The organism is Pseudidiomarina marina, from assembly GCF_003987045.1.
Lineage (GTDB): Bacteria > Pseudomonadota > Gammaproteobacteria > Enterobacterales > Alteromonadaceae > Pseudidiomarina > Pseudidiomarina marina.
Genome location: NZ_PIPZ01000002.1, coordinates 145,172 through 168,897 on the forward strand (window position 1 = coordinate 145,172; position 23,726 = coordinate 168,897).

General features: G+C 48.3%; 23 protein-coding genes and 1 riboswitch. Of the genes, 9 read left to right on the forward strand and 14 right to left on the reverse strand.

Features of this window, described 5'->3' with window-relative positions:
* Positions 1–4: 4 nt before the first annotated feature.
* Both CWI76_RS11785 and CWI76_RS06310 read right to left on the reverse strand, forming a co-directional pair.
* The gene (locus CWI76_RS11785) at positions 5–292 is read right to left on the reverse strand and encodes a type II toxin-antitoxin system RelE/ParE family toxin (RefSeq protein WP_126759514.1); all 288 of its coding nucleotides are present in this window, start codon (positions 290–292) and stop codon (positions 5–7) included.
* Positions 292–552: a type II toxin-antitoxin system Phd/YefM family antitoxin gene (locus CWI76_RS06310; protein ID WP_126759515.1), complete on the reverse strand. Its 261-nt coding sequence runs from the start codon at positions 550–552 to the stop codon at positions 292–294. Before CWI76_RS06310 ends, CWI76_RS11785 begins: the two co-directional genes overlap by 1 nt.
* A gap of 160 nt (positions 553–712) precedes the next feature.
* Between CWI76_RS06310 and CWI76_RS06315 the strand changes: the two genes are divergently transcribed.
* The 8 genes from CWI76_RS06315 to zapD all read left to right on the forward strand — a co-directional run bounded on the left by CWI76_RS06315 (position 713) and on the right by zapD (position 8,502).
* Positions 713–1,342 carry a sigma factor-like helix-turn-helix DNA-binding protein gene (locus CWI76_RS06315; RefSeq protein ID WP_126759516.1) on the forward strand — a complete coding sequence of 210 codons (630 nt, stop codon included), beginning with the start codon at positions 713–715 and terminating at the stop codon, positions 1,340–1,342.
* 84 nt (positions 1,343–1,426) lie between these two features.
* Positions 1,427–2,293, forward strand: a complete 867-nt coding sequence (nadC, locus tag CWI76_RS06320; protein WP_126759517.1) for a carboxylating nicotinate-nucleotide diphosphorylase — start codon at positions 1,427–1,429, stop codon at positions 2,291–2,293.
* Positions 2,294–2,374: 81 nt separating this feature from the next.
* Positions 2,375–2,473, forward strand: a riboswitch (cyclic di-GMP riboswitch).
* A 188-nt stretch (positions 2,474–2,661) separates the two neighbouring features.
* A complete protein-coding gene (locus tag CWI76_RS11750) occupies positions 2,662–3,180 on the forward strand; it encodes a pilin (RefSeq protein WP_126759518.1) in 519 nt (172 codons plus the stop codon).
* A gap of 91 nt (positions 3,181–3,271) precedes the next feature.
* On the forward strand, positions 3,272–4,969 hold the full coding sequence (pilB, locus tag CWI76_RS06330) for a type IV-A pilus assembly ATPase PilB (RefSeq protein WP_126759519.1): 1,698 nt from the start codon (positions 3,272–3,274) through the stop codon (positions 4,967–4,969).
* Between the two features lie 31 nt (positions 4,970–5,000).
* Complete coding sequence (locus CWI76_RS06335; protein WP_126759520.1) at positions 5,001–6,227, forward strand: type II secretion system F family protein; 1,227 nt, start codon at positions 5,001–5,003, stop codon at positions 6,225–6,227.
* Between the two features lies 1 nt (position 6,228).
* Positions 6,229–7,095 (forward strand): prepilin peptidase, encoded by an 867-nt coding sequence (locus CWI76_RS06340; protein ID WP_126759521.1) that lies wholly within the window; start codon positions 6,229–6,231, stop codon positions 7,093–7,095.
* Positions 7,095–7,706 (forward strand): dephospho-CoA kinase, encoded by a 612-nt coding sequence (coaE, locus tag CWI76_RS06345; protein WP_126759522.1) that lies wholly within the window; start codon positions 7,095–7,097, stop codon positions 7,704–7,706. The genes CWI76_RS06340 and coaE overlap by 1 nt, the downstream gene beginning before the upstream one ends.
* Positions 7,707–7,737: 31 nt before the next feature.
* Positions 7,738–8,502, forward strand: a complete 765-nt coding sequence (zapD, locus tag CWI76_RS06350; RefSeq protein WP_157980812.1) for a cell division protein ZapD — start codon at positions 7,738–7,740, stop codon at positions 8,500–8,502.
* 26 nt (positions 8,503–8,528) lie between these two features.
* Here zapD and mutT read toward each other — a convergent pair whose 3' ends face one another.
* The 3 genes from mutT to CWI76_RS06365 are packed head-to-tail and all read right to left on the reverse strand — an operon-like array spanning position 8,529 to position 12,591.
* A complete protein-coding gene (gene mutT, locus CWI76_RS06355) occupies positions 8,529–8,936 on the reverse strand; it encodes an 8-oxo-dGTP diphosphatase MutT (protein WP_126759524.1) in 408 nt (135 codons plus the stop codon).
* The gene (gene secA / locus CWI76_RS06360) at positions 8,923–11,622 is read right to left on the reverse strand and encodes a preprotein translocase subunit SecA (protein WP_126759525.1); all 2,700 of its coding nucleotides are present in this window, start codon (positions 11,620–11,622) and stop codon (positions 8,923–8,925) included. The genes mutT and secA overlap by 14 nt, the downstream gene beginning before the upstream one ends.
* Before the next feature lie 36 nt (positions 11,623–11,658).
* A complete protein-coding gene (locus CWI76_RS06365) occupies positions 11,659–12,591 on the reverse strand; it encodes a M23 family metallopeptidase (RefSeq protein WP_126759526.1) in 933 nt (310 codons plus the stop codon).
* 41 nt (positions 12,592–12,632) lie between these two features.
* Here CWI76_RS06365 and CWI76_RS06370 point away from each other — a divergent pair, with 41 nt between their 5' ends.
* A complete protein-coding gene (locus tag CWI76_RS06370; protein ID WP_126759527.1) occupies positions 12,633–13,109 on the forward strand; it encodes a DciA family protein in 477 nt (158 codons plus the stop codon).
* 177 nt (positions 13,110–13,286) lie between these two features.
* Here CWI76_RS06370 and lpxC read toward each other — a convergent pair whose 3' ends face one another.
* The 9 genes from lpxC to murD all read right to left on the reverse strand — a co-directional run bounded on the left by lpxC (position 13,287) and on the right by murD (position 23,723).
* The gene (gene lpxC, locus CWI76_RS06375) at positions 13,287–14,201 is read right to left on the reverse strand and encodes a UDP-3-O-acyl-N-acetylglucosamine deacetylase (RefSeq protein WP_126759528.1); all 915 of its coding nucleotides are present in this window, start codon (positions 14,199–14,201) and stop codon (positions 13,287–13,289) included.
* Between the two features lie 110 nt (positions 14,202–14,311).
* Positions 14,312–15,538, reverse strand: a complete 1,227-nt coding sequence (gene ftsZ / locus CWI76_RS06380) for a cell division protein FtsZ (RefSeq protein ID WP_420849470.1) — start codon at positions 15,536–15,538, stop codon at positions 14,312–14,314.
* Between the two features lie 64 nt (positions 15,539–15,602).
* Complete coding sequence (ftsA, locus tag CWI76_RS06385) at positions 15,603–16,835, reverse strand: cell division protein FtsA (RefSeq protein WP_092856519.1); 1,233 nt, start codon at positions 16,833–16,835, stop codon at positions 15,603–15,605.
* Between the two features lies 1 nt (position 16,836).
* A complete protein-coding gene (locus CWI76_RS06390; protein WP_241967978.1) occupies positions 16,837–17,574 on the reverse strand; it encodes a cell division protein FtsQ/DivIB in 738 nt (245 codons plus the stop codon).
* 1 nt (position 17,575) lies between these two features.
* On the reverse strand, positions 17,576–18,499 hold the full coding sequence (locus CWI76_RS06395) for a D-alanine--D-alanine ligase (protein ID WP_126759529.1): 924 nt from the start codon (positions 18,497–18,499) through the stop codon (positions 17,576–17,578).
* Entirely contained in the window at positions 18,493–19,992 is a 1,500-nt protein-coding gene (gene murC / locus CWI76_RS06400; protein WP_126759530.1) for a UDP-N-acetylmuramate--L-alanine ligase, read from the reverse strand. Before murC ends, CWI76_RS06395 begins: the two co-directional genes overlap by 7 nt.
* Positions 19,993–19,994: 2 nt before the next feature.
* Positions 19,995–21,095 carry an undecaprenyldiphospho-muramoylpentapeptide beta-N-acetylglucosaminyltransferase gene (murG, locus tag CWI76_RS06405; protein WP_126759531.1) on the reverse strand — a complete coding sequence of 367 codons (1,101 nt, stop codon included), beginning with the start codon at positions 21,093–21,095 and terminating at the stop codon, positions 19,995–19,997.
* On the reverse strand, positions 21,092–22,378 hold the full coding sequence (gene ftsW / locus CWI76_RS06410) for a cell division protein FtsW (protein WP_420849471.1): 1,287 nt from the start codon (positions 22,376–22,378) through the stop codon (positions 21,092–21,094). The genes murG and ftsW overlap by 4 nt, the downstream gene beginning before the upstream one ends.
* Entirely contained in the window at positions 22,359–23,723 is a 1,365-nt protein-coding gene (gene murD / locus CWI76_RS06415) for a UDP-N-acetylmuramoyl-L-alanine--D-glutamate ligase (RefSeq protein ID WP_126759532.1), read from the reverse strand. Before murD ends, ftsW begins: the two co-directional genes overlap by 20 nt.
* Between the last annotated feature and the right edge of the window lie 3 nt (positions 23,724–23,726).

Below are 23,726 nucleotides of genomic sequence, written 5' to 3' on the forward strand. Positions count from 1 at the left end.
CATCTCAAAGTCTCGTTGGCAGCATACGTTGATGCAGTATTGCGTGAATGACTAAGGTGTTTTGTTCAACCATGTAAAAGATTATATGACTCTCAAACGGATAACTCTGATATTTAGAATCTAAATTTGTATTCAGTTTCCCTAGTTGAGGAAATTCACATAAAAGCTTTATTGTCGATTCAATTTGGTCAATGTAACTATTCGTTTTTAATGCTCCCCATTGACCAACTGTATACTCCCGAATTTCGACAAGATCAGCTAGTGCTAACGACGTAAATTTATAATGAAGCATCAGTCATATTTACCAGCAAGTATATCTGAAAATACAGTTTCTCCATCGTGAAGTAGACCCGCTCGCGCTTGCTCTTCAGATGCCTTTAGTCTTGCCTTCAATGCTTCGAGCTTCATTTGCTCAATTAATTCATATTCTTCAACTGACATCATCACAGCAACAGGCTTACCGTTCTTATTTATTCGTACGGGAGTACTCTGCACACTCATAATGAGTTCGCCGAAATGTGTTTTTGCTTCATTGGCGGTGATCGTCTTCATGTTAACTCCGATTAAATCGAACGATTTAATTAAATTAGTCCATTTCATTAAGCTCTTCCACTTTAAATTTTGATTGCAAGATGGTTTTTAGTAATTTATTTTGATTACTTTTCTCCATGTAACTATATTTGATTACCTAATAAACTAAGGAAATTATCACATGTCTGCTCAATTTGCTGTGTTAATGGGAGATATTGTTGAGTCGCCCAATCAAAGTGCTGACAGTCGCCGGCATCTCGGTGCGCACATTGAGCTGGGGCTACGGCTGATTCATGACTATATCCCACTTTCTTATGAAGTATTTCGTGGGAGTCGGTTCGTGATAGAAACTGAACACGCTGATCAATCTGTGACTATTGCGTTATTGCTGCGCTTATTTCTTAAATCCAAGCAGCAACAAGAAGATTGGGATGTACGCATTGGCGTGGGTGTGGTCACGCAAGTATCAAATAACCATTCGACAGTTAAACGCCTTGCCGAACAGCTTTCTGAGAGAGCGCTGAATGCAATTAAAAAAGAACGCTTAGGTATTCAGACCGATAGTGAGCAGATAAATGAGAGGTTAAGGCTCACAACAAAGTTCGCCGATGCCTTATTGTCACAGTTAACAACGAAGCAAGCCCAAGTACTCAGTTACTACCTGCGATTTATGCCAATGACGCATCAAGCACTGGCGAATAAACTGAAAAAATCGCGTGTGAATGTCACGCAAATACTCAACGCCACACATTACAAACTGTTTGAATTGTATTTGTTAGAAACCCGAGAAATTTTACGCAACGCCGATTAATCGCGAAGCGCCTTGTGGGAAGTGGCCGGTCGCCCTACAATAAGCGCAATTTGAACTGGTTACATCTATATAGAAGGCACACCGATGGATACTCGAGTTGACCCTACCCTTTTGGCATCTGATCGTGAGCAAATGGTGCAGCGTGCATTGCAGGAAGATTTGAACGGTTTGCGTGCGGAGCTTGATATTACTGCGCAGCTGATTCCAGCCAGCGAAAAGGCTCGTGCGACGATCATTACCCGTGAAGATGCCGTGGTATGTGGTATTGATTGGGTGAACGAAGTATTCAAACAGCTCGGTGGGGCTGTCACCGTCACTTGGCATGTGGCTGATGGCGATACAGTTGATGCCGATACGGTTTTATGTGAGCTCGAGGGACCAGCTCAGGTTATTTTAACCGGCGAGCGTACCGCCTTAAACTTTTTGCAGACGTTGTCGGGCGTTGCAACGACGACCGCACATTATGTGCGCCATTTAGAAGGTAGCGATACGCGCCTACTAGACACACGCAAAACTATTCCCGGATTACGTACCGCTTTGAAGTATGCCGTGGTATGCGGCGGTGGCTTTAATCACCGTATTGGCCTGTACGATGCCTACCTTATTAAAGAGAATCACATCATGGCATGTGGTGGCATTGTGCAAGCAATTCGTAAAGCTCGCGAACTAAATCCAGGTAAACCCGTCGAAGTGGAAGTCGAGAATTTAGACGAATATCAAGATGCTCTGCAAGCAGGGGCAGACATCATTATGCTCGATAACTTCCCTTTACATGATATTTACACCGCAGTAGAACAACGTACAGGTCAAACTCGTTTAGAAGTGTCGGGAAACATAACCGATAAGCGTTTGAAAGAATTGGCCTTAACTGGCGTTGACTACATTTCATCCGGCGCTTTAACAAAAAATATACAGGCCGTTGACCTTTCTTTAAGATTTCAAAAACTTTAGCTATTGACGAATTTTATTCATCTGCTATGTTTTAGGAGCAATGCGCAACTAAGTACCAGAAATGGGCTTGGGGGCCAGGCATGCTTTAAAAGGCAAAGCCACTGAGAGGTGGTGACGCAAAACCTCCGGTCCAACTGGATTTAACCCTTCTGGGTTTCAGCGGATAGCGGGGCTGCAGGCTAAAGTCTGGTGGATGAAGTAGCTTTCCGATGTATGTCGACAAAGCAAATACCACTTGTTCTTTCGGCTGATGCAGAAGACTTGTAGTGGTCCGTAAAGCGGCCATCCAAGTGCTGAAGTGCATCTGGATGCTACTTTTAGACAACTACAATAACTAATAAGTTGAAATTACTTTCGGGAGATATTTCATGAAAGCGCAAGTTCAAAAAGGTTTTACCTTAATCGAATTGATGATCGTTGTTGCGATTATCGGTATTTTGGCGGCTGTAGCAATTCCTATGTACAGCGACTACACCCAGCGTGCAAAAGCTTCTACTGGCTTAGCTGCGTTGGCTAACTACAAAACTACTGTTGCAATGTGCTATCAGACTTATGGCGCGTTGACTAACTGTAATGCGACGACCGGACCTGTAGTCGACGACCCTGCGACTCCAGAAGATGAAACAGCAGCAGGCAACCCGACCCCTATTCCACCAGCAATTACGTCAGCGGATAACGTAAACGGGGTAACAGTTGCAGATGTTCAAGGTGGTTTGATCACAGCAACCTTGGAGGCTGTCGATGTTGATGGTCAACCAATCCAAGTAACAATCAAACCTGAAGCATCAACAGGCGGTGGTGTGCTCAATTGGACGATCGGATGTTCAGACTATACGAAAGGTTCTCGTGTTGATGGATGTTCTTCTGAGCCACAGGCTGCAGGTTAATTGATTTATAACTATAATTAGATAATTATTATTAAAGCCTCAACCAGTAGTTTGGGTTGAGGCTTCTTCATCTAGATGTTTAAGGTAAATCATGCTGCATCACTCCCTCGCGGCGCTGTTGCTGCGTGACAAACTTATTCCTGAAGAAAAACTCACGAAATGCAGTGAGTATGCTTGGGAAAATAAACTTCCATTTAGCGCCTGCTTAATTGATCAGAAGCTTATTTCGCCAAGCGAGCTTGCCAACTTTTGTTACCTCGAATCAAATGCCCCTTGGCTTGACCTCGACGCTTTTAATCCTGATTACATCCCGCAAGAATTTATCAATGAACGCTTAATTCGTAAAAACCATGCGATACCGCTGTATATGCGTGGCAGCGTGCTGTACGTGGCAGTTTCTGATCCCACACGGATTGAGACACTCGATGAATTTCAATTCCGTACGCGGATGCAAACTGAAGCGGTATTAGTCGAAGAGAACAAGCTTCAAAAACTAATTGATACGGTTCTTGAGAATGACTCGTCTGCATTAGGTGTTACTGCGGAAGACGAGCAAGAGCTTCGCGAAATTGATGCTGAAGGCGAACGTCAGGACGATAGCGGCGCGGTATCGGCCGATGTAAAAAACGATGCGCCGATTGTTATCTACATCAACAAGATGCTGCTCGATGCCATTAAACGTGGCGCCTCGGATTTGCACTTTGAGCCATACGAACAAGAGTATCGTGTCCGTTTTCGTATCGATGGTGTGTTACATGAAGTGGCTAAACCGCCAGTTCAACTCGCAGGCCGTATTGCTGCTCGCTTGAAAGTTATGTCACAGCTCGATATTGCCGAGCGCCGATTACCGCAAGATGGTCGTATTAAGCTCAAATTATCGAAACATAAAGCGATTGATTTCCGGGTCAGTACTTTGCCCACTTTGTATGGCGAAAAAATCGTTTTGCGGATACTCGATGCTGCCGCAGCAATGATTGGTATCGAATCATTAGGTTATGAACCCGACCAGCAGAAACTCTACGAAGAAGCGTTAGAAAAGCCGCAAGGTATGATTTTGGTGACGGGTCCGACAGGTTCGGGTAAAACCGTCTCGCTCTATACCGGTTTGAATATTCTGAACACCCCAGAGCGCAACATTTCGACGGCAGAAGACCCTGTTGAAATTAACTTAATGGGAATTAACCAAGTTCAGATTAATGTTAAAGCCGGTTTGACCTTCGCTGATGCACTGCGCTCTTTCTTACGTCAGGATCCCGACGTGGTGATGGTGGGTGAGATCCGTGACTTAGAAACCGCAGAAATTGCGATTAAAGCGGCACAAACCGGTCACTTAGTTCTCTCCACCTTGCACACCAACTCGGCGGCTGAAACCCTGACACGTTTGATGAACATGGGCGTGCCGTCGTACAACATTGCGGGTTCGGTCACCCTGATTATTGCGCAGCGTCTTGCTCGTCGCTTGTGTAACACCTGCAAAGATGAAGAAAAGTTGCCGAAAGAAGAAATGTTGCGCCAAGGCTTTTCTGAAGAACAGGTAAAGACTGCGAAAATATTCAAGGCGGTTGGTTGCGATCAATGCACCGGCGGGTATAAAGGTCGTACAGGTGTATACGAAGTTATGCCCATTACAGACAACATTGCAGACCTTATAATGCAAGGGTCATCGTCACTAGAAATTGCAAAGCAGGCACGTCGAGACGGCATTAACTCATTACGCCAGTCGGCATTGTTGAAAGTATTAAAAGGTACCATTAGCCTGGCAGAAGCCAACCGTGTCACCAACTTCTAATTAGTATAATCAGAATAATAAAGGTGCAGTCATGGCCAAAAAGCCACAAGCCATCAAAGAGATTTCCGAATTTGCCTGGACGGGCATTAATAAGCGTGGGCAACGCGTCAAAGGCGTGATGCGTGCCGATAATGACAAGCACGTACGCGCTAAACTACGCGACCAAGGTGTCATGCCGAAAAGCGTCAAGAAGAAGGGCAAATCGTTATTTGGTGGTAAGAAAATTAACGGCGGTGATATCGCGCTGTTTACCCGTCAAATCGCTACCATGTTAAGTGCGGGTGTTCCTTTATTGCAATCATTAGAGATGGTTGCTAAGGGTGTTGAGAATCCTAAAATTCGTGATTTGATGCTCACCATTGCCAATGACGTCGCCGCCGGTTCACCGTTTGCCTCTTCGCTGCGTAAGCACCCAGATATTTTCGATACCTTGTACTGCGACCTTGTAGAATCGGGTGAGCAATCAGGTTCACTGGAAACGATTTTCGATCGTATCGCGACGTACCGCGAAAAATCAGAAGCACTCAAAGCAAAAATCAAAAAAGCATTGGTTTATCCGGCGTCGGTTATCGTGGTTGCAATTGTTGTGACCATTATCTTGCTGGTATTTGTGGTACCTCAATTTGAAGCGGTATTTAAAGATTTCGGTGCCGAGTTACCGGCTATGACGCAGTTTGTTGTCACCTTGTCCGAAATTGTGCAAGCCTACTTCCTCTATGTTGCGGCTGGATTCGTTGTCGCAGGATGGCTATTTAAGCGTGCCTATTCGAAAAGTCAAAATGTTCGAGATAAAGTCGATAAATATTCATTAAAAATACCGGTCATTAAAGAAATTTTAAATAAAGCCGCCGTTGCACGCTTTGCTCGTACACTTTCAACAACTTTCGCTGCGGGTGTGCCACTCATTAACGCCCTTGAATCGGCAGCTGGTGCATCAGGAAACGCCGTTTATCGCGATGCGATTTTGCGCATTCGTGAAGAGGTCACCTCCGGTATGCAAATGAATACGGCCATGCAATCGCAAGACCTATTCCCAACGCTGGCTGAACAAATGGTGTTTATCGGCGAGGAATCCGGTTCACTGGATGATATGCTGGCGAAAGTCGCGAATATATATGAGCGTGAAGTGGACGACCTCGTCGATAACTTAACCGCCCTACTCGAGCCGATGATCATGGTTGTGATTGGTGTGCTTGTTGGTGGTCTGATAGTCGCTATGTACTTACCAATCTTCTCACTCGGTAAGGTGGTTAGCTAACATGGAAATCGTTTTTGACTACCCGGCACAAACTTGGTGGGTGACGGTTTTTGGCTTATTACTTGGTCTTGTAGTCGGAAGCTTTCTGAATGTTGTCATTGGCCGCTTTCCGGTGATGATGCAACGTCAGTGGCAGCGCGAATGTGCTGAGGTTAACGGCATTGAGCCAGAGCAACATGAACCGTTTAATCTTGCGAAACCGAATTCGCATTGTCCGAAGTGCCAAGCGCCAATTAAATGGTATGACAATATTCCTGTCGTCAGTTGGCTGGTATTAAAGGCAAAGTGCCGTAGCTGTGGAACGAAAATTTCCGCACGTTATCCAGCCATCGAGCTACTCACTGGCATTATCTTTGCGCTAGTCGTCTGGAACCTGGGTTTCACTTTCACCACATTCGTGTATTTATTCCTCGCGTGCTTGTTGATCAGCATGTTCTTTATTGATGCCGATCACATGCTACTGCCGGATCAAATGACTTACCTCATGTTATGGACTGGCTTAGGTTTTGCGATATATAGCGGTCATATCCCACTTAAAGACGCCGTCATTGGTGCTATGGCGGGCTATTTAGCGCTCTGGAGCGTCTACTGGGGCTTTAAATTGCTGACTGGCAAGGAAGGCATGGGGTATGGCGACTTTAAGCTGCTAGCGGCCTTTGGGGCATGGCATGGCTACCAACTTCTACCAGTCACAATCATAGCGGCAGCAGCAAGCGGCGCTATCATTGGCATTGCGTGGCAAACGATTAACCGCAATAAACAAGGACAGCCCATTCCGTTTGGCCCGTTTTTGATTTGTGGTGGCGTTGTCGCCATGCTCTGGGGTGAGTCTTTACTCACTGGTTATCTCAACTGGGTTGCACACTAATGTTTGTTGTGGGCGTTACTGGCGGAATTGGTAGCGGTAAAACCACGGTCACCAATTTATTCCAGCAGCACGGTATTATGATTGTCGATGCCGATGTGATTGCGCGTCATATTATGGATAAAGGGGGCGAAGCGCTGAGAGCTGTCGTGCAACGCTACGGTGATAAGGCGTTGTTAGACGATGGTAACCTGAACCGAGCTTGGCTTCGTGAACGAATTTTTAAGCACCCTGAAGACAAGCAATGGCTGAACGACCTCACCCATCCGCTGATTCGTGATCAAATTCTAAGTCAATTGCAGCAAGCAAAATCTGACTATGTGATTCTGTCGGCGCCATTGCTGATTGAAAACCGTCTGACCAAACTTTGTGACCGAGTACTGGTAGTCGATGTTAGCGAAGCAACCCAGCTTGAACGCACCCAACAACGTGATAATGTGAGCGAAGACCAAGTGCAGGCGATTATTAATGCGCAGGCTTCGCGCGAGCAACGCTTACAAGCAGCAGATAACATCATTCACAATGAAGGCGATGAAGCCGAATTGACGTCGCAAGTTGAGACTCTGCACGAGCTTTACCTACGTTTAGCACTAGTTAAACAGTCAACTCATTGAAACTTCTTAATAAGCAGCTATGATAGAGCAGATGGATAATAATAATAATCATGCAACCATAGCTTACGAGTACCCACTTCTTGAGCGGGTGCGCACGTATTTGCGCCTAGAACATATCTTACAAGCGTTGCAGCCTGATACGCCGGTTACCCTGCAAAACTACACACGATACTTCAGTGCATTGTTTGCAATTCTCGATCTGTGCGAGCGCAGTGACGTGCGCACCGACGTGCAAAAAGATCTTGAGCGTCGTAAAGCGCAGCTAAAAGTATGGGCGCAACACCCCGATGTGAATCAAGATTCATTAGAGCAGACCTTAAACCAGGTCAATCAAGCAATCCAAGCAATACAACCGATTAATCGAGTAGGCAGTAGCTTAAAGCAAGACCGCTTGCTGAGCGCCATTCGTCAACGCTTTGCGATGCCGGGCGGCACCTGCAACTTCGATGTGCCACAGTTACATTTTTGGTTGCACCAACCGCAGCAAGTGCGCGATGTTGATACCATGCGTTGGTGGTCTGAGCTTGAGATTTTGGTGAATGGCTTATTGTTGGAATTAGAACTGATGCGTGGTCAGGCGCGTTACCAGACGGTAACCGCACCCAATGGCTTACTGCAAGAAAGTACCGAACCGCTGAGTTTATTACGTATTCGTGTGCCAGCCGATTTACCGGCCTACCCGGTGATTTCTGGGCACAAACAACGTTTTAGCATTCGCTTTTTGCGATATGAGCCAATTAATGGCAAAGCCTCTGTCGACGACGAGGTGAAATTCGAGCTGGCACTCTGCCCATAATCCCACTTATTCTGGAATCTCGTTACCTATCGCGCGGTTTGCGCCTGTAACCGTTCAATAATTGGCTGGTTGGCTTCTGGAAACGGATAAGCATCAAGCTGATGCAAAGGCACCCAAGCCCATTCTTGCCCTTCTTGCTGACGTACTGCGCCGTGAAATTCAGTCACCACCCACACGTCTAGCAATACCTGCTTATCTGGGTAATCAAAGCTAATTGCCGTGAATGGCGCGGCAGCTTGCACCTTAATATTGCATTCTTCGAGAAGTTCTCGGCACAACGCTTGGTAAACATCCTCGTCGGCTTCAACTTTACCGCCAGGAAATTCCCATTTGTTGCCCTGATGAAGATGGGCGTGACGACGACTTATAAACACATCGCCGTCGGGGTTTTGAATCACCCCAACGGCAACGTGAATGCGTTTAGATTTTGCCATGGCACTGTTTAAATTTCTTACCAGAACCACATGGACACGGGTCATTACGACCGACCTGTGCAGCCGCTGCAGCTTGTTTAGGCGATGGTTCAGTGCCGCTGGTAGGCGCTCCTTCGTGCTGGTATTCTTTCTGCTGAGCAGCTTCTGCAGCGCGACGCTTCGCTTCAACCGCTTCAACATCTTCTTCCGCACGAACTCGTACTTTGCTTAAAATAGTTACTACTTCTAGCTTCAGTGCTTCAAGCATTTCAGCGAACAGTTCGAATGCCTCACGCTTGTATTCTTGTTTCGGGTTCTTTTGTGCATAGCCACGTAAATGAATACCTTGACGCAAATGGTCCATTGCCGCCAAATGCTCTTTCCAGTGCATATCGAGGCTTTGTAGCATAATGGTTTTCTCGAACTGGCGAATCACCTGCTCGCCTACCATCTGCTCTTTTTCTTTATATGCTTTTACTAACTCGTCAAGAATACGTTCGCGCAAGATTTCTTCGTGAAGCTTGTCGTCTTCCTCCAACCATTGCTGAATTGGCAATGGCAATGCGAAATCGGCTCGCAAGCGCTCTTCGAGACCTTCAAGATCCCATAATTCAACGAGTGATTGCGGCGGAATGTATTCGCTGATGACGCGATCAACCACATCGGCGCGAATCGCCTCGATGGTTTCTGAAATATCACCTTCATCTAGCAATTCGTTGCGTTGCTCGTAAACGACTTTACGTTGATCATTTGCAACGTCATCATACTCAAGCAATTGCTTACGAATATCGAAGTTACGCCCTTCAACTTTACGCTGTGCGTTCTCAATCGCGCGGCTAACCCACGGATGTTCAATCGCTTCGCCACGTTTCATGCCGAGGCGCTTCATCATGGTTGCCATGCGCTCCGATGCAAACATCCGCATCAAACTATCTTCAAGCGAGAGATAAAAACGTGATGAACCCGGGTCACCTTGACGGCCTGAACGACCGCGAAGCTGGTTATCGATACGACGTGATTCATGACGCTCAGTACCAATAATATGCAGGCCGCCTGACTCAATGACGGCATCGTGGCGCTTCTGCCATTCAGTTTTCACTTGCTCAATTTTTTCAGGCGTTGGGTCTTTCAGCTCAGCAATTTCTGTCTGTAAATTACCACCCAACACAATATCGGTACCACGACCGGCCATGTTGGTAGCAATAGTCACCGCACCTGGCAGACCGGCTTGCGCAACAATTTCAGCTTCACGAGCGTGGAATTTTGCGTTCAGTACGTTATGTGGGATCTTTTTCTTCTTCAAAAGCTTAGACAGTAGCTCAGAGCTTTCAATTGAAATGGTACCAACCAAGACCGGACGCTTCGCGACACGGCATTCTTCAATATCAGCCACGATGGCTTCGTATTTTTCTTCGGCGGTGATAAAAATCAAATCCGCACGGTCATCTCGAATCATCGGACGGTTGGTTGGAATCACCACCGTTTCCAAGCCGTAAATGGATTGGAACTCAAATGCTTCGGTATCGGCTGTACCGGTCATACCGGCGAGCTTGGTGTATAAACGGAAGTAGTTCTGGAACGTAATTGACGCCAACGTCTGGTTTTCGTTCTGAATTTTCACGCCTTCTTTGGCTTCAATGGCTTGGTGCAAGCCTTCTGACCAACGACGACCTTCCATTGTACGACCGGTATGCTCATCAACAATCACAATTTGATCGTCTTTGACAATATAATCGACGTCTTTTTGGAATAAGTGGTGCGCGCGCAAGGCAGCGTTCACGTGGTGAAGCAGCGTAATGTTAGCTGCTGAGAACAGCGAATCGTCTTCAGCGAGTAGCCCACGCTCTTTCAAAATCTCTTCAACGTGCTCTTGACCATGTTCGGTCATATGCACTTGCTTCGATTTTTCATCGACGGTGAAATCACCTTCGCCGCGCTCTTCTTCGGTATCCTCTTTTTCTTGACGTACAAGCAACGGAACAATCTCGTTCATCTTGATGTACATGTCAGAACTGTCTTCTGCTGCACCTGAAATGATTAACGGCGTACGCGCTTCATCAATTAAAATGGAGTCAACCTCATCCACAATCGCATAGTTCAATTCACGCTGAACACGCTCTTGTGGGCTAAATGCCATATTATCGCGAAGGTAATCAAAACCGAATTCGTTGTTGGTACCGTAAGTAATATCGGCTGCGTAAGCTGCACGCTTATCCGTTGGATTCATGCCTGGAATATTGAAGGCTACGGTAAGACCCAAAAATTCAAACAAAGGGCGGTTGGTTTCGGCATCACGACGAGCTAAGTAATCGTTTACGGTTACAATATGCACGCCCTTGCCGCTTAATGCGTTCAAGTAAGCCGACAATGTTGCGGTTAGAGTTTTACCCTCACCGGTACGCATCTCAGCAATGCGGTTGTCGTTTAAGATCATACCGCCGACTAACTGCACATCGAAATGACGCATTTTAAACACACGCTTCGATGCTTCACGCACTGTCGCAAATGCTTCAACTAGTAAATCATCGAGTTTTTGACCTTGTTCGATGCGCTGTTTAAATTCGACGGTTTTTTGTTTAAGTTCTTCGTCACTAAGCGCTTCAAATTCAGGTTCAAGTGCATTGATTTGCTGAACTTTCTTTTGCAAACCTTTAAGAATACGATCGTTGCGGCTACCAAATACCTTGCGGAATAAACTACCTAACATGTGAATCTATGTTCCTGTTGTAACAATCGAACGGCCTTAGTCAGCCGAACGATAGACATATTTATATGGGTCAATTTGACGATTGTTGCGTAGCACTTCGTAATGAACATGTGGCCCAGTAGAGCGACCGGTGCTACCTAACAGAGCAATTTTCTGCCCGCGCGTGACAACATCACCTTCTTTCACCAATAATTCTTTGCTGTGGCCATAGCGAGTTTTCAGCCCGCCGCCGTGATCAATTTCAATCAACTGGCCATAACCTGAACGCTCGCCAGCCCATGTCACGACACCAGCACCGGTAGCATAAACGCCGGCACCTTCTTCTAAACTGGCGAAATCGAGACCTTTATGCATTGCCGGACGACCGTTGAATGGGTCTTTACGAATACCGTACTGCGACGACAACCAACCTGAGTCGACAGGACGACCAGCAATATAGCTCTCTGCTGAGATATGGTGACTCATCATCACCGACTCAAGTAGCGCGAGCTGTTTTTGTTTACTGGCAAGCTCACCCATCATGCCTTCAATTTGATCAATGACATCACGGCCATCAACTTTTGGTGCATCGGTAATCGATGCTTCCGGACCACCCATGATCTCAATCAGTGGCTGCTCAAAGGCAAACTCGCCGTTATCAAGATCCGCAACTGATGCTAACCGTTTGCCAAGCGCATCAAGGCGACGCAGTTGTGACTGCATTTCACCTAAATAAATGGTCATGGCGGTGAGTTTTTTCTCGGTTTCGTCTTTTAACTCACGTACAGCTTGCTCTTGTGCAGCTAACGCGATTTTCTCTTCTGTAATTTTCGCCCGGGCGGCTTCGGCGTCTAACCCCTGATGTTCCCATGGCTTCGTTACAGCAAGCACACCAAGCGCAGCAAGGCCGGCCAGCGACATCAAACGTCGACGGCTCAGCTCAAAGCTGAATTTTACTTTGGTGCCTCGGTAGAAGACTGATAAACTCATGCAATCTCTCGCTGCTAATTATAATTAAATGGCACGCAAACATGGCTCGAAAACGACCTCGCGATATCCAACAACTGTTTGGCGGTCAGCGCTTACAGCGTTTTACTGACTTTACAGAGCAATACCAACGCTGGCAACAGCAATTGCAACAATGTTTTGTTGCACTGCAGCTGTCGCCTCTGTTGGCACACTGTAAAGTGGTGTCGGTTCGTGCGCACACCCTCGTGCTCGAAGTCTCATCGGCAGCTCTTGCTAGCCGTATAAAACTTCAGCAAAGCCGCATTATAACGTATTTTCAAGATGAATCTACGGGGCATATCTCTCGTATTGATGTGCAGGTACGTCCAAAAATCAGTACGCCGTCGCTTCAACCGACCGAAAAAGCACCGCAACCTGTTAAAAACGCAGGCAAAAATGATGATGAGACGGTAGCGAAATTGAGGCGGCAGGCGGAGTTGTGCGAGGAGCCGTTGCGCTCGCAGCTACTCGCCTTGGCGGAGAAATACGAGAAAACTTAAAAGCGTTGTTCGTTATTCGTTATTCGTGAGTTTGGTTCGTTTGAGAACCTTGCTCACAGATAGCACACTTTTATTTACGCAGGTTTTGGTTTTTCGTTTTTTCTTTTTCGAATAACGAATAACGAATAACGAATAACGATTAACGGTGCTGCGCACCACCCGGCGTGAAACGCCGGGCTACGCGACGACGGGGTTGGCGAACGCGATTGGTGCCACTTCCGCTTCATCTTCAAACGTCACAAATTCCCACGCCTCTTGATTCTGCAAAACCGCACGCAACAACTGATTATTCAGAGCATGGCCCGATTTAAACGCGCGCAAGTTACCTAGAATTGCATAGCCACCCATGTATAGGTCGCCAATTGCGTCGAGAATTTTGTGTTTAACGAACTCATCGTCGTAGCGCAAGCCGTCGCTGTTAAGAATACGGAATTCATCTAGTACCACGGCGTTGTCAAAGCTGCCGCCAAGTGCCAGGTTGTTGGCGCGCAACATTTCGATGTCTTTCATGAAGCCAAAGGTACGCGCACGGCTAATTTCTTTGATGAAATTACTGCTACTGAAATCAATGCTCAGCACTTGGCCGGTGTCGGCAATTGCCGGGTGGTCGAAATCGATAGCAAAGTCGATGCGGAAACCGTTATGGGGTAGCAGTTCCGCCCACTTATCACCTTCTTCAACCCGAACCGGCTGTTTAATCTTGATAAACTTTTTCGCTGCGCCTTGCTCTTCAATTCCCGCGCTCTGTAGCAGGTATACAAAGGGGTGAGAGCTTCCATCCATGATCGGGATTTCGTGGCTGTCCACTTCAATAACAAGATTGTCGATGCCCATTGCCGCAACCGCCGCAAGCAAATGCTCGACGGTAGATACACGCACGTTGTCATCGTTAATCAGACAGGTACACATACGCGTATCCCGCACTAACTCAGCGTTAGCAGGAATATCAACCGCAGGGTTCAAATCCACACGGCGAAACACCAGACCTGTATTCACAGGTGCTGGGCGCAGCGTGAGCTGAACCTTGTTGCCTTTATGCAAACCCACACCAGTGGTTGCAATCGGCTGCTTGATTGTACGTTGTGTAATCATGTCTGCTCTTCTCGTTCTTCTCAAAAGTTAAAGAAGTTTCCAGTCCTTTGACTAGCAAAAGGCGCAATAGTTTACCGGATTATCTAAAAAACCGCAAGAAAACCGCGTTCTTAATCGACTTGACGGCGTAAAAATGCCGGGATGTCGAGATAATCCATATCTTTGCCTTGATTTGCCTGAGGTTTTGACGCTGGCTTCGATGCCACCGGCTCTGCCTCCATAGGCTCTTCATCTACTTCTGGTTCCAACTGGCGTGCCGTAGCCGTGTTGCTGTAATTGTTACCAGCGGCTGAGCTACCAGCTGAAGTACGGTTACCATAGCTTGGCGCTGGTTCGCGACGATTAACCAGCGAGATATCAGGCTTTCGTTCACCACCAATTCCGGTAGCAACGACAGTAACGCGTAATTCTTCCGACATATCCATATCAATAACGGTACCGACGATAACCGTTGCGTTCTCAGACACGAAGCCTTTAACAACGTTACCGACAATCTCGAACTCTTCCATGCTCAAGTCCATACCAGCGGTGATGTTCAACAATACGCCACGAGCACCAGAAAGATCGATATCTTCCAGCAGTGGGCTGTTGATCGCCATTTCGGCCGCTTCCTGCGCACGATCTTCACCACGTGCCACACCGGTACCCATCATCGCAGTGCCCATTTCGCGCATCACTGCACGAACGTCAGCAAAGTCGACGTTAATTAAACCATCACGGGTAATTAAATCGGAGATGCCTTGAACCGCGCCTAATAATACGTCGTTTGCCTTGCCGAATGCATCCAACAAACTGGTGCCTTTACCTAAAACTTTCAAAAGTTTTTCGTTCGGAATGGTAATCAACGAGTCGACATAGCGAGCCAGCTGTTCAATGCCTTCTTTTGCTGCAGCCATGCGGCGCTGACCTTCGAACGGAAATGGCTTGGTCACTACCGCTACCGTTAGGATACCGAGCTCGCGCGCAACTTCCGCAACGACCGGTGCTGCACCAGTACCGGTGCCACCGCCCATACCGGCCGCGATAAATACCATATCGGCGCCCTGCAACTGCTTGCGAATTTCATCGCGCGCTTCTTCAGCGGCCTGACGACCGACTTCCGGATTGGCGCCAGCACCGAGTCCTTTGGTGATGTCGCTGCCGAGTTGAATGGTCACATGAGCACCGTGATTACGCAGCGCTTGCGCATCGGTGTTGGCAACAATAAATTGCACGCCCTCAATGGACTCATTGATCATGTGTTTCACGGCGTTGCCACCGCCACCACCGACGCCGATGACTTTAATCACCGCGTCAGTATCAAAGTTGTTGAGTACTTCAAACACTTCTTCTGACATGTTAATTCTCCTTTAACCTGCTTATTGTACTACCCCTAAATTCATATCCAAAATGTTGTTTTTATTAAAACTCGCCCTTAAACCAGCTCAATAAACGTTTCCCCATTCCTATAACGTTCGTTGAGCTTGCTTCAGTTTGACGATTTTGGACATCTTGTTGGCCATAACGTAACAAGCCAACCGCCGTCGCATAGGTTGGATCTTGTACGTAATCGCTCAAGCCGTGCATGCCAAGTGGCTCGCCTAAGCGCACTGGCATTTGAAATATTTCTTCGGCAAACTCAATGGCTCCTTCCATGCGGCCGCAGCCGCCGGTGAGCACTATACCTGCCGCAATTTGATCTTCTAAACCGCTTTGCGTGATCTGGTCACGAATCAATTCGAATAGCTCTTGGTAACGTGGTTCGACCACCTCAGCTAAAATATGCCGTTCCATGCTACGTGATGGACGTCCACCCACGGATGGCACTTCAATATGGTCATCTTTACCAACCAATTCGCGCAGTGCACATGCATATTTGGTTTTAATTTCTTCGGCATGATTCAATGGCGTGCGGAAGATTTTCGCGATGTCGCTGGTGACCTGGTTACCTGCCGCTGGAATGACTGCGGTGTGACGCAATACGCCACCCGTGTAAATATTGATATCGATAGTACCTGCGCCCATATCGACCAGCGCCACGCCCAAATCTTTCTCGTCGTCAGTCAGTACCGCGTAGCTTGACGCCAATGCCGAGAAAATCAGACGGTCGACGCTTAATCCGCAACGCTCGACCGCCTTTTCGATATTTTTCGCCATGTCGTTTGCACAAGTAATAATATGGACACGGGCTTCCATACGCACACCCGACATACCGATGGGGCTTTTGATACTCTCTTGCGAATCAATAATGAATTCTTGTGGCAGCACATGCAAAATGCGGCGTTCTTGCGCAATCGGCACCGATTTCGCAGCGTGGATCACGCTATCAACATCGTCTTGAGTCACTTCTGCTTCATTAATCGGCACCATACCTGATTCGTTCTGACACGCAATGTGACGACCGGAAATGTTCAGATAGACTGAGGCAATACGGCAGTCGGCCATTAGTTCTGCTTCTTCCACCGCACGCTGAATTGATTGCACGACAAGATTCAAATCGTTCACGCCGCCTTTGTCCATACCGCGCGCAGCTGCGGCACCAACGCCTATAACGCTGATATCACCATCGGGCATGACTTCACCAATCAGCGCCACCACTTTACTGGTGCCGATGTCTAGCCCTACTACCATGTTCCGTTCTGCTGCTTTCGACATGCTATTTTCTCTCTTGGTCTTCTTTCCACGCCACCGCAACGCCGGTGTCATAACGTAAATCGACATAATCTATTGGCTGCGTTTTATGGCGCACTATGGTCGGGAATACCTCAATAAATCGCTGTACCCGTTCTAGTAAGCCTTCGCGGCCTAAGCGCAGACGAATGCCTGATAACAACTCAACATCCACTGCAAAACGCTCGGAGAGCGTCAGCGCCACCACCTGGTGGCCGTTAATTTCAAGCAGTTCATGCACTTGTTGATACTGCTCTACAGTTTCTTTGACTGCGTGTTCTGGGCCAAACAATTTCGGCAGTAACTCATCAATCACCGATTTGTCGACTTCAAACACTTCGCCCGTTGCACTAACTAAAGCATTCGGGCGGCTATTTTCGTTCCAATGGCCCAGCGGTTTCTGCTCAACCAAAAACACCTTTAAAATATCCGGCCATTCCTTACGAACCGATGCCTGAGCAATCCATGGCTCCGATTCAAGCCGTTCGCGAATGACATTCACATCCGCCGAGAAAAAACTGCCCAGTTCTTCTCCGGCCAACGCATCACGTACTTGTGTGCGCTGTAGATACTTCAGTTCGCCTTGCACCACTAACCGTTTCAACGGTACTTCATTGGCATCCATGGCGAGGTAATACAACCACGCGACTCCGGCTATGGCTCCGATGACGACGCTGAGAAAAAAGCTAAATCCCAGCCAAAACTGCCAGCGGACTGCCGCCACACTACACCTCGCTAAGTTCGAGAATGCGCTTCACCAGTTGCTCGAAGCTCATGCCAACCGCCTTCGCGGCCATCGGCACCAAACTCTTGGTGGTCATACCCGGCACCATGTTCGCTTCAAGTAACTTAAAATTCCCGTTGTGATCGCACATCACGTCAATGCGTCCCCAACCTTTTCCACCCACTGCATGAAATGCCGTTACCGCTAGTTGTTCTAACGCTCGCTCTTCAAGTTCACACAAGCCCGCTGGGCAGTGGTACTGGGTGTCACCCGCTTGATACTTTGCATCGTAATCATAAAACTCGTGCGTTGACTGCACCCGAATAGCCGGTAAGGCTTGATCACCTAAAATTGACACGGTGTACTCAGGACCGCTGAGCCAGCTTTCAACCAGAGCCTCGCGGTCATATTTGTGCGCCAGCGCGACAGCTTGCTCAAGCTCTGCAGCATTGCGAGCTGGGCTCATTCCAATACTGCTGCCTTCTTGCGCCGGCTTCACCATCACTTTGCCACCCAAATCGGTGATCAGTGCTTGCCAATCGACCGCACGTCCTCGCGCAATCACGGCACTTGGCGCCACCGGCAAACCAGCCGCTTGCCAAACTTGCTTGGTACGTACTTTATCCATCGCTAGCGCGCACCCTAACACGCCACTACCGGTATACGGAATGCCCAAATACTCAAGCGCACCTTGAATGGTGCCATCTTCACCGCCACGGCCATGCAGAACAATAAAGGCACGGTCAAATTGTTGCTCAACCAAGGCAGTCAAAGGCTGCTCTGCAGGGTCAAAACCTTGCGCATTAATGCCTTGTGCTTGCAATGCAGCGAGAACGGCCTGGCCCGAGCGCAACGACACCTCACGCTCCGCTGAATGGCCGCCATACAATACAGCGACTTTGCCAAACTCAGTCTTCGCTACCATGACTTGGATTCTCCTTGCAATTCATCCGCTTTATGCCGCAATTGTGTTGGCGCTAGCTGCGTAGCAACCAAATCGCGTGCAATTGCACCAATGTTTCCGGCGCCTTGCGCTAGCAACATATCATTCGGTTGCAGAACATCCGCTAATACTTTGTACAACGACGCACGATCACCTACGTAAATCGGTTCCATTTGCCCGCGCATACGAATAGCACGTGCTAAAGCACGACTATCTGCGCCAGTTACCGGCGCTTCGCCGGCACTATACACATCCAACAGTAACAACACATCAACTTCGCTTAATACATTTACGAAATCATCAAATAAGTCGCGGGTACGTGAGTAACGATGTGGCTGAAACGCCATCACGATACGTCGATCTGGCCAACCTGCACGTGCTGCCGCAATCGTAACCGCCACCTCCGACGGATGATGGCCGTAATCATCAACTAACAATACATCTCCCGATTGACCGTTATGCTCACTCGCAAACGCGCCGAGGTGCTCAAAACGACGACCAATACCGCCAAATTTTTCCAAGGCGGCAATAATCGCATCATCGCTAACGCCTTCGTCGGTTGCTACGGCAATAGCAGCCAGCGCATTCAAGGCATTGTGCTTACCGGGTAGGTTGACGGTGACAGTTAACGGTTCAAAGCCATGACGATAAACAGTGAATGAGCTTTGCCCGCCGTTTTGCTGATAATTTGCTGCACGTACTTCGGCATCTTCGCTAAAGCCATAAGTAATAATTTGACGGCCAACACGTGGTAATAGATCGCGTACTACAGGATCATCGACACACATCACCGCTAAACCATAAAACGGTAGGTTGTGAAGGAAATCCACATAGGTATCGAGCAGCTTATTAAAGTCGCCGCCATAGGTGTCCATGTGATCCGCTTCAATATTGGTAACGACAGAAACCATTGGCTGCAAGTGCAAGAACGATGCATCGGACTCATCTGCTTCCGCAATCAAATATTTACTGGTACCTAAGCGGGCATTAGTGCCAGCACTATTTAGCAAACCACCAATGACAAAGGTGGGGTCTAACGCCGCTTCAGCGAATACGCTAGCAATTAAGCTCGTGGTCGTGGTTTTGCCATGGGTACCGGCAATTGCTACGCCATGACGGAATCGCATGAGCTCCGCCAACATTTCAGCACGGCGTACTTGTGGAATCATTTGCTCGTTGGCTGCCACAAGTTCTGGATTATCTGCTTTAATTGCTGATGACACGACAATTACATCGGCGCCTTGAATGTTCTCGGCCGCATGGCCGATAAAAATTTCGGCACCAAAATTACGTAAACGTTGGGTGTTTGCGTTCTCAGCTATATCTGAGCCAGCAATGGTGTAGCCTTGATTTAGCAATACTTCAGCAATGCCGCCCATACCCGCGCCGCCAATGCCGACAAAGTGAATGCGACGCACGCGGCGCATTTCCGGCACACTGACCACTGTAAATGGGGCTAACTTCTCTTGCTTCATTGCTATTTGCCTACTTTTATTTGTTCAGGATTTGCCCAACGCTCACATTGGCTAACTACTGCCTCTGTTGCGTTTGGATAAGCTGCTTGAGCTGCATTCTTACGCATTGTTTCGCGCCCTTCTCGGTCGCGCACTAATTCAGTTAACAACTGCACCAAGGGTGTCACTTCTTTTAACTGTGCTTGCGGTAGTAACCGTGCTGCACCAGCTCGCACTAACTCATTAGCGTTCGCGGTTTGGTGGTCATCCACAGCATGTGGTAACGGCACGAAAATTGCTGGTGTTCCGACAACGGCCAGCTCCGCCACTGTTAACGCGCCAGCGCGACAAATCACGACATCGGCATTGCTGTACGCGCTGTGCATGTCATGAATAAAATCTTCAACTTCGAGCGATGCGACTTGCGCCGCTGCATAGGCCTGTTTCACTTCTGCACTGCGACCTACTCCACATTGGTGGTGGACGCTAAGTTTCTGCTGCAGTTCAGTTTCTAACTGGGAAACGGCAGCGGGAACTGCTTCATTCAGCGCTTGAGCGCCAAGACTACCGCCAACAATGAGTAAGCGCACACTATCACTAAATTCTTTGTCCGCTATTGGCTTCAACCAATCAGCTCGTAATGGGTTGCCGACCACTTCGGCATCAGGCAACTGCGCTTTTGCCGCAGCAAAGCCAACCATCACGTGCTGCGCAATACGTGATAGTACCTTGTTAGTGAGCCCCGCAACCGCGTTTTGCTCATGCACTAACAACGGAATTCCTAATGACCGCGCAGCGAGCCCCGCAGGTCCACATACATAGCCACCGAATGATAAAAGTAACTGTGATTGATGCACCTTAAGTAATCGTCGACATTGACGAAACGCTTTAAACAGTCGCCATGGCGTGCCTAACTTACGCATCAAGCCGTGCCCACGCACACCCTGCATGGTTATCTGCTCGAGTTTAAAGCCGGCAGCCGGGACAACGTTACTTTCTAAGCGTTGTTCGGTGGTACCAAGCCACACCACTTCCCAACCATAACCGCGCAGTTGTTCAGCCACTGCCAGTGCTGGGAACACATGACCACCCGTTCCGGCAGCTGCAATCATCACACGATTCATGCGGCACCTCCGGCTTTCGCTGGGCTACGACGGCGCGGTGCCACTTTAATTTGACTCACCCGTACCTCGTAATCCACTCGTAGTAAAATACCGATGGCAACGCAGCTGATAAGTAAGCTGGTACCACCATAGCTAATCAGCGGTAATGTCAGCCCTTTCGTCGGTAAAATGCCCGCTGCAGCACCGATATTGACCATAGCTTGAAACGCAAACCAAATACCGATGCCATAGGCGACGAAACCGCCATATTGATGACCCGCTTGTAATGCATTTCGCCCCAGTTGCATAACACGCAGTACCAAGGCAAACGACAGTACCAAAATCAAAACAATGCCGAAAAAGCCCAGCTCTTCACCTACCACAGCCATAATAAAATCGGTGTGCGCTTCAGGTAGGTACTGCAATTTCTGAATACTGTTGCCTAGCCCTTGCCCGAACCAATCACCGCGGCCGAAGGCCATTAACGATTGCGTCAATTGATACCCACTACCGAATGGATCTTCCCAAGGGTCTAAAAAGGAAATAACGCGGCGCATTCGATACGGTTCTTTCACAATTAACAGCACAATCGCTGCAGCAAAGGCGACCATGACGCCAAAGAATTGCCATAACCGTGCACCAGCAAGAAACAGCATGCCCACAGCAATACACGACATGACGACCAGCGAGCCAAAGTCTGGCTGCAATAACAGTAATCCGGCGAAGAAGAACAATACCAATAATGGCTTCAAGAAACCCTTTAAGTTTTCTTGAACCTCTCCCACGCGGCGGGTTAAGTAACTCGACATATAAATCACGAAAAAGAGCTTAGCGACCTCAGCAACTTGCAATGTTAATGGCCCTAATTTAATCCAGCGTTTCGCCCCGTTCACTTCGTGACCGATAAACAACACCATGATCAACATGCCCATTGATATAAGCAGCAGACTGCTACTACCACTCTCCCACCACTGCACCGGTATTTGTATAACTGTTAGCAATAATGCGATACCGACGCCCACATAAATGCCGTGACGGATCATGAAGTAGAACGGATTGCCGGTCAGTCGCTCGGCCACTGGAAACGATGCTGACGTCACCATCACTAGGCCAATGGCGATTAGCGCTAAGGTCAACCAAAGTAGCGCTCGGTCATACAATAACGCACTATCGTTGGCCACCCACCAGTCACGCCAACGCTGCCAAAGCGGCACGCTCATAGTATCAAGCGACTGCTGGATACCAAGTTCCAGCTGCTGCTCGGTGCTATTCGACGTACGCGCTTTATGCGCTTTTGCGACCATAATGGGCCTCCACTGCGGCACGGAATCGTTCGCCCCGCTGTTCGTAATTTTTAAACATATCTAAACTGGCACAAGCTGGTGACAGCAATACCATGCTATTCGGCGTTGCAAGCTCGGCTGCGGTTGCGACGGCTTCTTCAAGTGTTTTGACCCGCACTGCGTGCTCAATCTGGTTGGCGATGCGCTCGCCGTCTTTACCCAACACAATCACCACATCCACTTGCTTGAGAGCGGCACGAAAGTGAGCAAAATCAGCACCTTTGCCATCACCACCAGCAATGAGTATCAGCTTGCCTTTTACTAACTGACGGGTGCCAAAAATGGCTGCTTCGGCTGCACCAATGTTGGTGGCCTTTGAATCGTTCACCCATTGAACTTGCTGATATTCACCCACGAGTTCACAGCGATGCGGCAAACCTTTGAAGCGACGCGCCGCATCAAGTACTTGATAAGGATCGACACCATAGGCATAAACCAATGCCAATGCGGCTTGAACATTGAGTAAATTATGTACGCCGGTTAACTGCAACTCACTCGCTTTCAGCAACGGTTTGCCAGCAAAACTAATCGCGAACTCACCTTCGTGCTCAACTAACCCGAATTGGTCAGGTCCATGCTCGCTACTTGGGGTTAGACCAAAAGTAAGCTGAGCATTCATCGGCACTAAAGACGGCGCCGTCATTTCCTGTTCCCGGTTCCAAACAGCCACGTCAACTCGGTTATAAATGCGATGTTTCGCATTCGAGTAGTCGCGCAAATCACTGTAGCGATCCATGTGGTCATCGCTGATATTTAAAATGGTGCCAGCACGCAAATGGAGATCGTGCATAAGCTCAAGCTGAAAACTCGACAACTCAAGTACAAACACATCGGCTGGTTGCCCAACCAAATCCAATACCGGCACGCCAATATTGCCGCCCATGGCAACCTTCTTGCCGGCGGCGGTCAGTAAATCGGTGACCAAGCGAGTCACGGTGGATTTTCCATTCGAGCCAGTGATGCCAATAACCGGTTTGTTGGCATGGCGCGCAAATAAATCCATATCACCAACAACTGGAATGGCGGCATCAATTGCGAGTTGTAACGCCGGCGTACGTAAGTCAACACCCGGGCTCACAACCAACAAGTCCATTGCCAAAATATGTCCGAGTTCCAACGCGCCAGTATGAACTTCGAGTTCGGCATTGAGCTCATTGAGCTCTTTCAACCCCGGAGGCTCGGCACGCGTATCGAAAACAACGGGTTCAATATCACGCTGCAGCAAATAGCGCACACACGACAACCCTGTTTGGCCGAGACCGACCACACCGATTGCTTCATATGTATCTAATGCTGCTAATTTCATTGT